Consider the following 14756-nt stretch of genomic DNA (forward strand, 5'->3'; position numbering starts at 1 on the left):
AGAGTCTCCTATTTAGCAGCTTTAGGGCCACGAGTGCGACGCTTTGGCTTAGAAGGTGCTTCAACTTCTTGAGTAAGCGGTAGCTTACCTAGAACTTCACCTTTAAAGATCCAAACTTTCACACCAATGATGCCGTAAGTTGTAAGAGCTTCTGCAGTTGAGTAATCGATATCTGCACGAAGTGTATGTAGAGGCACACGGCCTTCACGATACCATTCAGCACGAGCGATTTCTGCGCCGCCTAAACGACCGCTTACTTGAACTTTAATACCCTTAGCACCTAAACGCATTGCATTTTGTACTGCACGCTTCATAGCGCGACGGAACATAACACGACGTTCAAGTTGAGAAGCGATACCTTCAGCTACTAATTTAGCATCTAGTTCAGGCTTACGGATTTCTGCGATATTGATTTGTGCAGAAGTACCAGTCATCTTAGCGATAGCATTACGTAGTTTTTCTACGTCTTCGCCTTTCTTACCGATAACAACACCAGGACGAGCAGTGTGAATAGTCACACGGATGCTTTTCGCTGGACGTTCGATAACGATACGTGAAACAGATGCATTTTTCAGTTTCTTAGTAAGAAACTGACGTACTTCGAAATCACCGTACAAATTGTCGGCGAAGTCTTTAGTATTCGCAAACCAAGTAGAGTTAAACTGCTTGGTGATACCTAGGCGAATACCATTTGGATGAACTTTCTGACCCATTGTTTTCTCCTAGTCTCTTAGCGTGTTGCTACAACAATTGTGATGTGGCTAGTACGCTTCAAGATGCGATCTGCACGACCTTTAGCACGTGGCATGATACGCTTCATAGTAGGACCAGCGTCAACAAACGCTGTAGCTACTACTAGCTCATCAATATCCGCACCTTCGTTGTGTTCAGCGTTTGCGATAGCTGACTCAAGAACTTTTTTAACTTGTACAGCAGCTTTTTTAGTGCTGAAAGTTAAAACTTCAAGAGCCTTATCCACTGGTAAACCACGAATAAGGTCAATGACCAAACGTGCTTTCTGTGGAGAGCCTGAGGCGAAACGGTGTTTAGCTAATGCTTCCATCTAATTTCTCCTAACGCTTTTTAGCTTTCTTATCTGCAGCATGGCCGCGATAAGTACGAGTCGGTGCGAATTCGCCTAACTTATGACCAATCATTTCGTCTGTAACGAAAACTGGTACATGTTGACGACCATTATGGACAGCGATGGTCAGACCAATCATATTTGGAATGATCATAGAACGACGGGACCAAGTCTTAACTGGTTTTTTCTCCCCGCTTTCCACCGCTTTCTCTACCTTCTTCAGCAAGTGTAGGTCTATGAAAGGACCCTTCTTGAGAGAACGTGGCATGGTGATACCTCTATAAAATTACTTGTTGCGACGACGTACGATAAGTTTATCAGTACGCTTGTTCTTACGAGTTTTGTAACCCTTAGTTGGCATACCCCAAGGTGAAACCGGATGACGGCCACCAGAAGTACGACCTTCACCACCACCGTGCGGGTGATCAACCGGGTTCATTACAACACCACGTACTGTTGGGCGAACACCGCGCCAGCGGCTAGCACCAGCTTTACCAAGTTGGCGAAGCATGTGTTCAGCGTTACCAACTTCACCAATCGTTGCACGACAATCTACTAATACTTTACGCATTTCGCCAGAGCGAAGACGTAGAGTAACGTATGAGTTATCACGAGCAATGATTTGTACGTATGTACCAGCAGAACGTGCAATTTGAGCACCTTTACCTGGCTTCATTTCCACAGCGTGTACAGTTGTACCTACTGGGATGTTACGCATTGGTAATGTGTTACCAGCTTTAATAGCTGCATCAACACCAGAAACGATAATATCACCAGCTTGCATACCTTTAGCAGCTAGAACGTAACGACGTTCACCATCTGCATAAAGAGCAAGTGCAATGTTAGCAGAACGGTTTGGATCATATTCCAGACGTTCAACTGTTGCAGGGATACCATCTTTATCATTACGTTTTAAGTCAATGATACGGTAATGTTGCTTATGACCGCCGCCGTGATGACGAACAGTAATACGACCGTTATTATTACGGCCACCAGATTTAGATTTTTTCTCTAAAAGTGGAGCATGTGGTTTGCCTTTATGCAAATCCGGGTTCACTACCTTAACAAGGTGGCGACGACCTGGAGAAGTAGGCTTACACTTAACAATAGCCATTATTCAGAATCCCCTTGATTATTCAGCACTGCCGAAATCGATGTCAGCGCCGTCAGCTAGAGTAACATAAGCTTTTTTGATGTCTGAACGACGGCCAAAACGAGCGCCAGTGCGCTTAGTTTTACCTTTCAGTACCAATGTGCTTACATTTTTAACTTCAACTTCAAAAAGTTTTGCAATAGCTGCTTTAATTTCAGCTTTTGTTGCATCTAGTGCAACTTTGAAAACGATTGTGTTGTTGTTTTCAGCAGACATAGTGCTCTTTTCAGAGATATGTGGCGCTAGGATAACTTTCAATAAACGTTCTTCACTGATCATTTTAAGTTCTCCTCAATCTGCTTAACTGCAGCAGCAGTCATAACAACTTTGTTGAACGCGATTAGGCTAACTGGATCAATACCAGCAACGTCACGAACATCAACTTTGTAAAGGTTACGAGCAGCTAAGAATAAGTTCTCATCAACTTCAGCACCTACGATTAGAACGTCGTTCAGATCGAAGTCTTTCAGTTTAGCAACTAATTCTTTAGTCTTAGGTGTTTCAACAGCGAACTGTTCAACAACAATAAGACGCTCTTGACGTACCAATTCAGAAAGGATGCTTTTGATCGCTCCACGGTACATCTTAGTGTTAACTTTTTGGCTGTGGTCCTGTGGACGAGCAGCAAAAGTTACACCACCTTTACGCCAGATCGGGCTGCTTGCAGTACCTGCACGAGCACGACCAGTACCTTTTTGACGCCATGGTTTTTTACCACCACCTGCAACGTCAGAACGGTTTTTCTGTGCACGAGTACCTTGACGCGCGCCAGCAGCATACGCTGTAACTACCTGGTGAACCAGAGCTTCATTAAACTCACGTCCGAAGGTAGTTTCTGAAACTTCAAGAGCACCTTGTGCGTCTTTCAATATCAATTCCATTACTAATATCCTCGGATTAAGCTTTAACAGCTGGTTTGATAATTACGTTGCCGTTGATCGCACCTGGAATAGCACCTTTAACAAGTACTAGGTTACGTTCACTATCAACACGTACCACATCTAGAGACTGAATCGTTACACGTTCAGCACCCATGTGACCTGCCATTTTCTTGCCTTTAAATACGCGACCTGGAGTTTGGCATTGGCCAATTGAACCCGGTGCACGGTGAGCAAGAGAGTTACCGTGAGTAGCATCTTGCATAGAAAAGTTCCAACGTTTAATAACGCCAGCGAAACCTTTACCTTTAGATGTACCAGTAACGTCTACTTTAGTAGTTTCAGCAAAGATGTTTACGTTTAGCTCAGAGCCAACTTCAACAGCTTCACCTTCGCCTGTTTCCAGACGGAATTCCCAAAGGCCACGACCAGCTTCAACTTTAGCTTTAGCGAAATGACCCGCTTCTGGCTTGTTTACTCTGCTAGCTTTTTTCGTGCCAGTGGTCACTTGAAGTGCACGGTAACCGTCAGTTTCAAGTGTTTTCACTTGAGTAACGCGGTTAGGCTCACATTCAATAACGGATACTGGGATAGAAACGCCATCTTCAGTGAAGATACGTGTCATACCAACTTTACGTCCGATTAGACCAATCATTATAATAACCTCAATATAAATCGTTGTTTTAGAACTTACTAGCCAAGGCTGATTTGAACATCAACACCAGCAGCTAGATCTAAACGCATAAGAGCGTCAACGGTTTTTTCTGTTGGCTCAACGATGTCAACCAGGCGCTTGTGAGTACGAATTTCGTACTGGTCACGCGCATCTTTGTTAACGTGCGGAGAAGTAAGCACTGTGAAACGCTCTTTGCGCGTTGGTAGTGGAATAGGTCCACGTACTTGTGCGCCAGTGCGTTTTGCAGTTTCAACGATTTCCGCTGTAGACTGATCGATAAGACGATGATCGAACGCTTTTAAGCGGATACGGATTCTTTGGTTCTGCATTAGACCAGAGCTCCAATAAAGTTAAACACACACAAAAATTCGACATTCCACAGTCTTCATAATTAGACTGTGAACGCGATATCTTTAACTTGTTGACTCCCCTATCGGGAATCTTGATGACTGACCATTAATACTTTAACTCAAGGTCAAAGCAATAACATAATGATTCAGTTTCTTGCCTAAGCAAGTGGAACGTATTATACATGACCTCTTGCCATTAGCAAGAAAAAGATCGATATAACTGATTTTATCAGCACATCAATTTTATTAAATCATAAGGTATTGAATCATCATCAATGTTGATGCTCATTGCCTTTAATCGTTCCTAAATTTGAGTCCATATTATATAGATAGTCAGGATTAAGTTCAAGTTTCTTTAAGGCCATAATTAAACATAAAAAAAGCACCCTTTATAAGGGTGCTTTAAATGACTCAACGAGCGATTAAGATGCCAGTTGTTCCGCTTTCAGGTTAATCGTTTGACTAACAGCGCTTAATTTAAATTCTAATGCAACTTCATCACAAGCATGTTGCCTTGGACACATGTCGCAGTCTTTCAGTACTTTTTCTGGCAGCATCGATTTACTCGTTGCGTTAAAACCGAGCTTCATGAAGAACTCAGGCACTCGCGTTAACACAAATACTTTTTTAATGGCCATCTGCTCTGCTTTACGCAGCATATACTCGACAACGGCTTTACCTTGTCCGCCGCCTTGATAACCCGGCTCAATACCGAGTGAACGAATCTCAGCCAGACCTGTATCATACACATAAATAGATGCACAGCCTGTCACTTGGTGATGCTTCTCTGTTACAGCAAAAGTACCCACAGCTTTGGCTAAGTCTGAACGATTACGTGGTAAGTTTTCACCTATATTAGCCCAGTAATTTACCATACGCTCAATATCATCGAGATCGGTTAAACGCGCGGAACGGATGCTAATACCTGAAGTATCACGTTCTTCTAAACGTTTTTCTGCATTCGTTAAGGCAAATTCGACTTGGATTGGCGATACCCCACCCTGCGCTTTACGTTTCGCTAATGTTTCATCGAGTGATAAGTGATGATAAACGTCATCTTCAATGAGGGCATCAAACGCTTTAAATTCCGCTAAGGTTAGTTCTTCTAGTGGTACACCTTTTGCGATAGCAGCTACGACAGCTTCACCAACAATATGGTGAGAATCACGGAAAGGAACACCTTTTGCAACAAGGTAATCGGCTAATTCGGTCGCATTTGAGTAACCACCAAGCGCAGCTTCTTTTGTTCTCTCTTCATTGATTTTCATACCGACGAGAGACATAGCCGCCATCTCTAGGCAATCGCTCCAAGTATCAAGCGCATCAAAGAGGCCTTCTTTATCTTCCTGCATGTCTTTATTATAAGCTAGCGGTAGTGCTTTCAATGTCATTAACATTGCGCTTAACGAACCAAACACACGACCCGTTTTGCCACGGATAAGCTCTAATGCATCTGGATTCTTTTTCTGTGGCATCAAAGATGAACCTGACGTTACGGCATCTGCTAGCTCAATAAAGTTTGATTCACCCGAGTTATAGAAAATTAAATCTTCAGCCAGACGTGATAAATGGATCATTGACATACTTGCCGTACTCATCAACTCCATCACATGGTCACGATCAGATACAGAATCTAAACTGTTTAATGTGGCACTGGCAAAACCTAATGAATGTGCTAATTCCGTTCTATCCATTGGATAAGCAGTACCCGCAAGTGCACCTGAGCCTAAAGGGCAAGTATCAAGACGTTTTAAACAATCAGTTAGACGACTAAAATCACGTTCAAGCATTTCGACATACGCTAAACACCAATGTGAAAATGTCACTGGCTGCGCACGTTGTAAATGCGTATAACCAGGTAACACAGTGTGCTGATGCTCACGTGCAAGTGATACAAGTTGTTGCTGGGTTTTGTCCAGTTGCATTAACAACTGCGCACCCTGCTGTTTACACCAAAGTTTTAAATCTGTTGCAACTTGATCATTACGACTACGACCGGTATGTAGCTTTTTGCCTAAATCCCCTACTTTCGCAATTAACTGTGTTTCCACCCAACTGTGAATGTCTTCTGCATTACTTTGTAAGATCTGCTCAGGATTTTCAAGTACAGCTAACTTAAGGTCATTTAATGCTGCCTCAATAGCAACTTGCTCTTCTTGCGTTAAGATGCCCACGCCAACTAACGCTTTTGACCATGCCACAGAACCCGTGATGTCTTGTTCAGCTAAACGATAGTCAAACCGCAGTGAATCATTAAATGTTTTGAATCTTGCATCAGCTGCTTGACTGAATCTACCGCCCCATAGTGCCATGGTTACATCCTTATTCTTTCTATATTTTTATATTGGAAGTACATATATTCGAAGTAGAGGGTGTATCCGCACCCTCAAATAGCGTTACTTAGTTGCTAAAGCTTTAATACGGCTAGACAACGAATATAAGCGGATGAAACCTTCCGCATGACTTTGGTCATAAACATTATCATCACCAAATGTAGCAAACTCTTCACTATAAAGACTGTTTGGTGATTTTTTCTGTACTGCTTGTACCGAACCTTTATACATCTTAACGATTACTTCACCGTTCATCTCTTCTGCTAATGTACCAGCAGCGGCAAGCAATGATGCACATAGTGGTGTAAACCAACGACCGTCATAAACAAGATGAGAAAATTCAGCAGCAACAGTTTGCTTCCATTTACGCGTCGTTTTATCTAACACTAACTCTTCGATACCACGTAATGCTTCAACCATTACCGTTCCACCTGGAGTTTCGTAACAACCACGTGATTTCATACCTACTAAACGGTTTTCTACAATATCAACACGACCTACACCATGTGCAGCGGCTTTTTCGTTTAGATACATCAACGTTTGGTAAGGAGACATTGCTTCACCGTTAACTGCAGTGATCTCACCTTTAACAACTGATAATGTCAAAAATTCAGGTTCATTTGGTGCGTCGATTGGATCGACAGTCATAGTCCAAACTTGTTTTGTTGGTTGGTTCCACGGATCTTCTAACTCGCCACCTTCATGAGAAATGTGCCAAGCATTTGCGTCACGACTATAAATTTTAGTCGCAGATGCAGCCGTTGGAATATCACGCTCAGCTAAGTATTCAAGTAGCGATTCACGACTTGTTAAGTCCCAGATACGCCAAGGTGCAATAACCGTTAGCTCTGGAGCAAGGGCTGCAAAGCAAGATTCAAAACGAATTTGATCATTACCTTTACCTGTACAACCATGACAAAGTGCATCAGCACCAACTTTACGCGCCACTTCAACTTGCGCTTTCGCAATGATTGGACGTGCCATCGATGTACCTAATAGATAAGTACCTTCATAAACAGCGCCTGTTTTAAGCGTTGGGTAAATGTAGTTAGCAACAAGCTCATCTTTAAGATCAACCACGTAACACTCAGATGCACCTGACGCTAATGCTTTGGCTTCAATACCTTCCAGCTCTTCAGCACCCTGACCTACATCGGCAACAAACGCAACAATTTCGCAATTGTCATAGTTTTCTTGTAACCAAGGTAAAATAACTGAAGTATCTAGACCTCCAGAATACGCTACTACTACTTTCTTAACTGTTTGTGTCATTTTCATTTTCCTTAATATGTTACTTCAGCAATGTCAGTAAAACTGCATTTTGGGCATGCATTCTATTTTCGGCTTGATCAAAGATCAGCGACTGTTCGCCATCCATCACTTCCGATGTTATCTCTAACTCACGATGAGCCGGCTGACAATGCAATACATGTTTGATTCCTGTGCGTATCAACAACTCTTGGTTAATCTGATACGGCATGTATTTTTCTTTTACTTGAGCCAATGGCGTATCATCACCCATTGATACCCAAGTATCACCATAAATAACATCATAATCAACTATGTCATCAAGGTTATCTGTTACATTTATCTTACCACCACTTATTTCAGCTAACTCCATAGCCTGCTTAACAATTTGAGCGTCAGGACTACAACCTCTTGGAGATACAGCGGTGACTTCTGCGCCTAAGATAGCGCCAGTCAGCATAAGTGAATGAGTCACGTTATTACCTTCACCAACGTAAGCTAATTTTACTTTCGAAACATCTTCATAGTGTTCCGAAATCGTTAAGAAATCAGCTAATGCCTGACAAGGATGGTATAAATCACATAAAGAGTTAACGACTGGCACTGAACCATGTTCAACTAAACCTTCAAGGGTCTTATGGTTCATCACACGAGCAACGATAGCGTCAGCCCAACGTGAAATGTTCGCAGCAAAGTCCTTTACCGTTTCACGTTCACCAATCGCACCGTTTTGTGAATCAAGGTAAACCGCATGCCCACCTAACTTATGAATACCAATATCAAATGTTACGCGTGTTCGTAGTGACTGTTTTTCATAAATGGTAACGATACTTTTACCCGCTAAAGCCTGTGAATAATCCGCTGGATTTGCTTTCACTTTTTTAGCCAGTGCTAATAAGTCAAGGATCTGTTGTTTACTTAAATCTTTAACTGATAATAAATTTTCCATGATCGAACTCCGTTAACTGATCAATATTAGCTAGAAACTTTCGTTCCCTCTACTTCACCATTTAATAATGCCACTAACCGCTCTGGCACTTTCCAACTCGCTAATTTAATATCGCGATTTAGGGATGCTGCTGCTTTTAATGCCGCTTTCACTTTCACTTCCATACCGCCATTAATCACACCCGCAGAAATAAGTTCATTAGCATAACTGCTATTCATTTCTGGAATTAACTGCATGTCAGCATCTAAAATACCAGCTACATCTGACAACATGACAAGATCTGCATCCAATGTCTCACAAATTGCCGTTGCAGCTTGATCCGCATTTACATTTAATAACTGTCCTTGTGCATCAATACCAATAGAACTAATGATAGGTAAGAAGCTACCGTTCAGTAATGCTGTTAATAATGCTGGGTCACCCGCTTCACATTCACCAACAGCACCAAGACCAGCTGTCGATTGTGTGACAGTTGAAATGCCACCATCAGCGAGGCTCAGACCAACAACATTAAAACCAAGCTTTATGCCTTGTGCCATTAATACTTTATTTGCAGTACCCGCTAATGCACCCGTGATATAACCAATGTCACTCTCAGGTGTAATACGTAAACCGTTTTTCTTTTCACTCACAATATTCATCTTTGCTAATAAATCATCAACAAAGCAACCACCGCCATGAACAAGAATAAGTGGACGCGATACTGTTGACTTATAGTCACTCAATGCCGTAAATAATTGTGCTAGCGCCGCTTCGTTTTCAAGTAATGCGCCGCCAAGCTTTAATACTAAAGGTGTTGTCATGTTCATATCCCTATACTAATGACGTTGTCATGGCAAAACCAAAACGGATATTAATACACTGCATTGCTTGTGCTGCTGCGCCCTTTAATAAGTTATCAATCGCAGACACAACAATAAGGTCTTGTCCTTGCTGCTGCCATGCTAAATCACAATACGCAGTTTTCTCTACAGCTTGAATACTTGGCCAGCCACTTGGTAACAACCGCACCATAGGTTGATCTTGATATGCATCTTGATACGCCGCTGTCACTTGTTCAGGTGTTACACCCGCAGCCAGTTTGACGTTAATCGTTGCCAAGATACCACGCTTAAAACAGCCTAAATGAGGTGTAAAGATAACTTCATGACCTAAATGCGTGCTGATTTCTGGTTGATGACGGTGATTGAATACCGCATAAGGTGCATGGCTCACTTCGCAAAATGCTGAACCTAATGCTGCTTTACGACCAGCGCCACTCACGCCACTGACAGCGTTGATAATTGGTTTTTGGTTTTCAGCAATAAGGTTATGTTGTGCAAGCGGCTTTAATGCAGACAATGAGGCAGTTGGGTAACAACCCGGTACCGCAATTAAATTAGCTTCAGCAATATCGGCACTCGCCCATTCAGCCAAACCATACACAGCACTCTTCAATTCTTTATTAAAGCTATGCTTAAATCCGTAATATTGTTCATAAAAAGCAGGGTCATTCACTCTAAATGCACCCGACAAATCAAATACCACAGCATCCTGCGCTAAAAACTCAGCGGCAATGTCATGACTTACTTCATGTGCAGTTGCTAACACGACAATATCAACGTCATGACAAATGTTTTTAATATTACTTGCAGCTAACGGTTCAATCGTTTGATCAACGACACCTAATAAATGACCATATAAAGAAGAAAATGACTTTCCTGCATCTAAACTGTTTTCTGAAACATACAGACCAGATAATTCTAGCTCTGGATGTTTCGTTATGTAATGGGCTAGTTCAGCACCGGTATACCCGGTAGCACCGACTAAAATTGTTTTTAACATGTTTGACTTCCGTGTTTGCTAAATTGTAAAACGATGGGCAATTTAGCCCTTTCCGATTGCACTCACCTAATCAAATTAAGTGACATCAATGCATTTTAAATACTGTCTCGTCGAAACCATGAAAAACGATTCATTATCTAACCCATACGTTGTAAAGTAAGGATGATTCAAGAATAAAACAGATTACATTTTTATGCAACTTTAATGCATAAAAAAACAAGAACTCATTACAGGAACGTAATATGCAACTACCTCAATTTACCGAACTTTATAAATCACTGATCCTGACACCATCAATCAGCTCGCTTGAAAAAGAGTTAGATATTAGTAACAAACCCGTAATTGAGCTACTTGCAGGCTGGTTTGCTGAACTTGGTTTTAGCATTAATATCACTAGCGTACCTGAAACCAATGGTAAATTTAATCTAGTCGCAACCTATGGCCAAGGAGACGGGGGATTATTACTGGCAGGGCACACAGATACAGTCCCTTTTGATGAAGGTTTATGGACCAAAGATCCGTTTCAATTAACCGAAAAAGACAATAAATGGTATGGCTTAGGCACGATTGATATGAAAGGTTTTTTTGCCTTTGTATTAGAAGCGTGTAAAAACATTGATTTAACAAAGTTAGATAAACCGTTACGTATTCTCGCAACTGCGGATGAAGAAACGACAATGGCAGGTGCTAGAGCGATTGCAGCAGCGCAGAGTTTTCGCCCTGACTATGCCGTTATTGGCGAGCCGACAGGTATGGTTCCGGTATTTATGCATAAAGGACATATGTCAGAAGCAATACGAATTACAGGACGTAGTGGCCACTCTTCAGATCCGGCTAACGGCATCAATGCCATTGAAATAATGCATCAAGTAACAGGGCAGTTATTAAAGCTACAGCGTAAATTAAAAGAACAATACGCCTGCGATCACTTTGTTATTCCACAACCAACACTTAATTTTGGTCATGTGCATGGTGGCGATAGCCCAAATCGAATCTGCGGAAGCTGTGAATTACACATCGACATGCGTCCGATTCCAGGTGTCAGCCCCGACGAACTGTTCATGCTATTGAATCAAGCACTGTTACCGATTCTAAAACAATGGCCAGGCGCTGTTGATGTTTATCATCTGCATGAACCCATTCCAGCTTATGCCTGTGATACAGACTCAGCATTAATCAAATTGGCAGAAAAGCTCACAGGCGAAAGCGTTATTCCTGTGAATTACTGTACTGAAGCACCTTTTATTCAACAACTTGGCTGTGACACCATTGTGATGGGCCCCGGAAGTATTAATCAAGCCCATCAACCTGATGAGTATTTAGACCTATCCGAAGTTAAACCCACACAGGAGATTATTCAAAAATTAATAGAGCAAGCATGTAAAAACTAACTGAGAATTATCGATATGTAGTAAAATTACACCTGATATCACAATTAATGGCATTATTTGCACGATTTAATTGACGAATGTCACTAAATATAGTTATTTTACATACATAACGATAATAGTTGTTGCCGTATTACATCACTGAATTAAAGGATTATGTATGTCAGATAAATATGCAGCGTTACGAAGTAATGTCGGCTTATTGGGCCAAGTACTAGGGAATACAATCAAGGATCATCTTGGAGAAGAGTTCTTAGATAAGATTGAAACCATTCGCCAACTAGCTAAATCATCTCGTGCGGGTAGCGATAAAGACCGTGCAGAATTACTCACCGTACTACGTAGTCTCTCTGATGATGAGCTATTACCAGTAGCGCGTGCGTTTAGCCAATTCTTAAATCTTGCAAATATCGCAGAGCAGTTCCACACAACATCACGTAATTGTGCAGAGAACACCTGTGTGCCAGATTCTATCGATGAATTATTTGCCAAGCTAAATAACTCAGAGATCAGCAAAGCAGACGTATTATCTGCAATACAAAATCTAAATATCGATTTAGTACTGACTGCGCATCCGACCGAAATTACACGTCGAACACTGATTCACAAACATGGTGCAATTAATAAATGCCTAAGCCAGTTAGAACTAACTGAACTAAGCAGCAACGAGCGCGATGTATTCATGACGCGTATTGAGCAGCTAGTATCCCAAGCTTGGCATACCAATGAGATCAGAACTGTACGCCCTACTCCAGTCGATGAAGCCAAATGGGGCTTTGCGGTTGTCGAAAATTCATTATGGGATGCGGTACCAAATTTCTTACGCAGTCTTGATAAACGCTTACAAGACCGTTTAGATTATCAGTTACCTATCGATGCTGCGCCAGTTAAGTTTACGTCTTGGATGGGTGGAGACCGTGACGGTAACCCATTTGTAACGTCGACAGTAACTGAAGAAGTAATGCTAACAAGTCGCTGGATGGCAATTCACTTATTCTTGAAAGATGTAAAACATCTAACAAGTGAATTATCCATGAACGATTGCGACGACACATTACGTGCTTTAGTCGGTGAAAGTCATGAACCATACCGTGTATTACTAAAACCATTACGCAGCGAACTAACAGAAACATTAGCAAACCTAACTGCACAATTAAAAGGTGAGCAAACTGAAAGTCGTGACATCATCACGACAACAGAACAACTACGCCAACCGTTATTAGCTTGTTATAACTCACTACACGCTTGTGGTATGGGTGTGATTGCTAAAGGTGCATTATTAGATACAATTCGCCGCGTTGAATGTTTCGGTGTTAGCTTAGTAAAACTTGATATTCGCCAAGACAGTGATCGTCACACAGACGTGATAGCAGAAGTAACTCGCTATCTTGGTCTGGGTGATTATGCGCAATGGAGCGAACAAGACAAACAAGCGTTCCTATTACAAGAGCTAAATAATAAACGCCCATTGATTCCACTTTGCTGGCAACCGTCGGCAGATGTAAAAGAAGTACTTGATACTTGCCGCACTGTCGCAAAACAAGATCCGGAAGCATTAGGGATTTACATCATCTCAATGGCACGTAAAGCCTCAGATGTATTAGCTGTGCAACTGCTATTAAAAGAGACAGGCTGCCCATTCCGTTTACCTGTAGCGCCTTTATTCGAGACCTTAGATGATCTGAATAATGCAGGAACAGTAACAGCAAGTTTACTTGCGATTGATTGGTATAAAAACTACATCAATGGCCATCAATACATCATGATCGGTTATTCTGATTCGGCTAAAGATGCCGGTGTAATTGCGGCATCATGGGCACAATATCGTTCTCAAGAAGCCTTAGTTAATATCTGCGAAGAAGAAGAAATCAAACTAACGTTATTCCATGGTCGTGGCGGTAGCATCGGTCGTGGTGGTGCACCTGCACATGCCGCGTTATTATCGCAGCCTCCAGGTTCACTGAAAGGTGGATTACGTGTAACAGAACAAGGTGAAATGATCCGCTTTAAGTTTGGTCTTGCAGATGTAGCAGAACAAAGCTTAAACCTCTACACCAGCGCTATTCTAGAAGCGAACTTATTACCGCCGCCAGCACCAGAACAAGCTTGGCGTGACGCAATGGATCAAATGTCTGCGGATTCATGTGAAGAATACCGTTCATATATCCAAGGCCATGAGAAGTTCGTTCCTTACTTCCGTTCTGCTACACCAGAACTAGAATTAGGTAAACTACCATTAGGCAGTCGTCCAGCAAAACGTAAACCAAACGGTGGCGTAGAAAGCTTACGTGCTATCCCTTGGATCTTTGCGTGGACTCAAAACCGCTTAATGCTACCAGCTTGGTTAGGTTGTACTGCTGCGTTTAAAAACATGCTTGAGTCAGGTCAGCGTGAAACACTGCAAGAAATGCAACAACAATGGCCGTTCTTTAATACCCGTTTAGAAATGTTCGAAATGGTATTTTTGAAAGCAGATGCATGGTTAGCTGAATATTATGACCAATGCCTCGTTACTGAAGACTTATGGCATTTAGGTAAAGAACTACGCGCAAGTTTAGCCCTCGCAACAGAGCTAATTGTCAGTTTAACACCTGAAACTCAGCTATTGGATGCTCAACCTTGGAGCAAAAAATCAATCGAACTACGTAACCCGTATACCGATCCTCTTAACATTCTACAAGCAGAGCTGTTAAGCCGTGCGCGTAGCAGTGAAGAAGTGAATCCGGATATCGAGCAAGCCTTAATGGTGAGTATCGCAGGTGTTGCTGCTGGTATGCGTAACACAGGTTAACTTTTAGCTTCGTTAGTTATCAGCTAATGAGTAGATAATAAAATGCCGACATCATGTCGGCATTTTTGATTCTGAAATACTT

At 41.9% G+C, this 14756-nt stretch carries 15 protein-coding genes; 2 read left to right on the forward strand and 13 right to left on the reverse strand.

Annotated features, from left to right (window positions below):
* Positions 1-8 precede the first annotated feature (8 nt).
* The 13 genes from rpsC to argC all read right to left on the reverse strand — a co-directional run bounded on the left by rpsC (position 9) and on the right by argC (position 10495).
* The gene (gene rpsC / locus HWV00_RS20060) at positions 9-713 is read right to left on the reverse strand and encodes a 30S ribosomal protein S3 (protein WP_211684052.1); all 705 of its coding nucleotides are present in this window, start codon (positions 711-713) and stop codon (positions 9-11) included.
* A 17-nt stretch (positions 714-730) separates the two neighbouring features.
* Positions 731-1063, reverse strand: coding sequence for a 50S ribosomal protein L22 (gene rplV / locus HWV00_RS20065; protein WP_045112216.1), 333 nt, complete (start codon positions 1061-1063; stop codon positions 731-733).
* A 10-nt stretch (positions 1064-1073) separates the two neighbouring features.
* Positions 1074-1352, reverse strand: coding sequence for a 30S ribosomal protein S19 (gene rpsS / locus HWV00_RS20070; protein ID WP_019442264.1), 279 nt, complete (start codon positions 1350-1352; stop codon positions 1074-1076).
* Positions 1353-1370: 18 nt separating this feature from the next.
* On the reverse strand, positions 1371-2198 hold the full coding sequence (gene rplB, locus HWV00_RS20075; protein ID WP_019442263.1) for a 50S ribosomal protein L2: 828 nt from the start codon (positions 2196-2198) through the stop codon (positions 1371-1373).
* A gap of 18 nt (positions 2199-2216) precedes the next feature.
* A complete protein-coding gene (gene rplW, locus HWV00_RS20080; RefSeq protein WP_019442262.1) occupies positions 2217-2516 on the reverse strand; it encodes a 50S ribosomal protein L23 in 300 nt (99 codons plus the stop codon).
* Positions 2513-3118: a 50S ribosomal protein L4 gene (gene rplD / locus HWV00_RS20085; protein WP_019442261.1), complete on the reverse strand. Its 606-nt coding sequence runs from the start codon at positions 3116-3118 to the stop codon at positions 2513-2515. Before rplD ends, rplW begins: the two co-directional genes overlap by 4 nt.
* A 16-nt stretch (positions 3119-3134) precedes the next feature.
* A complete protein-coding gene (rplC, locus tag HWV00_RS20090) occupies positions 3135-3773 on the reverse strand; it encodes a 50S ribosomal protein L3 (RefSeq protein ID WP_211686729.1) in 639 nt (212 codons plus the stop codon).
* Between the two features lie 35 nt (positions 3774-3808).
* On the reverse strand, positions 3809-4120 hold the full coding sequence (gene rpsJ / locus HWV00_RS20095) for a 30S ribosomal protein S10 (RefSeq protein ID WP_017223583.1): 312 nt from the start codon (positions 4118-4120) through the stop codon (positions 3809-3811).
* Between the two features lie 443 nt (positions 4121-4563).
* On the reverse strand, positions 4564-6453 hold the full coding sequence (argH, locus tag HWV00_RS20100) for an argininosuccinate lyase (RefSeq protein ID WP_211684053.1): 1890 nt from the start codon (positions 6451-6453) through the stop codon (positions 4564-4566).
* Between the two features lie 84 nt (positions 6454-6537).
* The gene (locus tag HWV00_RS20105; RefSeq protein ID WP_211684054.1) at positions 6538-7746 is read right to left on the reverse strand and encodes an argininosuccinate synthase; all 1209 of its coding nucleotides are present in this window, start codon (positions 7744-7746) and stop codon (positions 6538-6540) included.
* A gap of 19 nt (positions 7747-7765) precedes the next feature.
* On the reverse strand, positions 7766-8671 hold the full coding sequence (locus HWV00_RS20110; RefSeq protein ID WP_211684055.1) for an ornithine carbamoyltransferase: 906 nt from the start codon (positions 8669-8671) through the stop codon (positions 7766-7768).
* A 26-nt stretch (positions 8672-8697) separates the two neighbouring features.
* Positions 8698-9474, reverse strand: a complete 777-nt coding sequence (gene argB, locus HWV00_RS20115) for an acetylglutamate kinase (protein WP_211684056.1) — start codon at positions 9472-9474, stop codon at positions 8698-8700.
* Positions 9475-9484: 10 nt separating this feature from the next.
* The gene (gene argC / locus HWV00_RS20120; protein WP_211684057.1) at positions 9485-10495 is read right to left on the reverse strand and encodes an N-acetyl-gamma-glutamyl-phosphate reductase; all 1011 of its coding nucleotides are present in this window, start codon (positions 10493-10495) and stop codon (positions 9485-9487) included.
* Between the two features lie 242 nt (positions 10496-10737).
* On the opposite strand from argC, the gene argE reads away from it, so the two are divergent.
* Positions 10738-11886 carry an acetylornithine deacetylase gene (gene argE / locus HWV00_RS20125; protein WP_211684058.1) on the forward strand — a complete coding sequence of 383 codons (1149 nt, stop codon included), beginning with the start codon at positions 10738-10740 and terminating at the stop codon, positions 11884-11886.
* 157 nt (positions 11887-12043) lie between these two features.
* Positions 12044-14674: a phosphoenolpyruvate carboxylase gene (gene ppc / locus HWV00_RS20130; RefSeq protein WP_211684059.1), complete on the forward strand. Its 2631-nt coding sequence runs from the start codon at positions 12044-12046 to the stop codon at positions 14672-14674.
* The last annotated feature ends 82 nt before the right edge of the window (positions 14675-14756 follow it).

It is taken from the genome of Moritella sp. 24 (assembly GCF_018219155.1).
Taxonomy (GTDB): domain Bacteria; phylum Pseudomonadota; class Gammaproteobacteria; order Enterobacterales; family Moritellaceae; genus Moritella.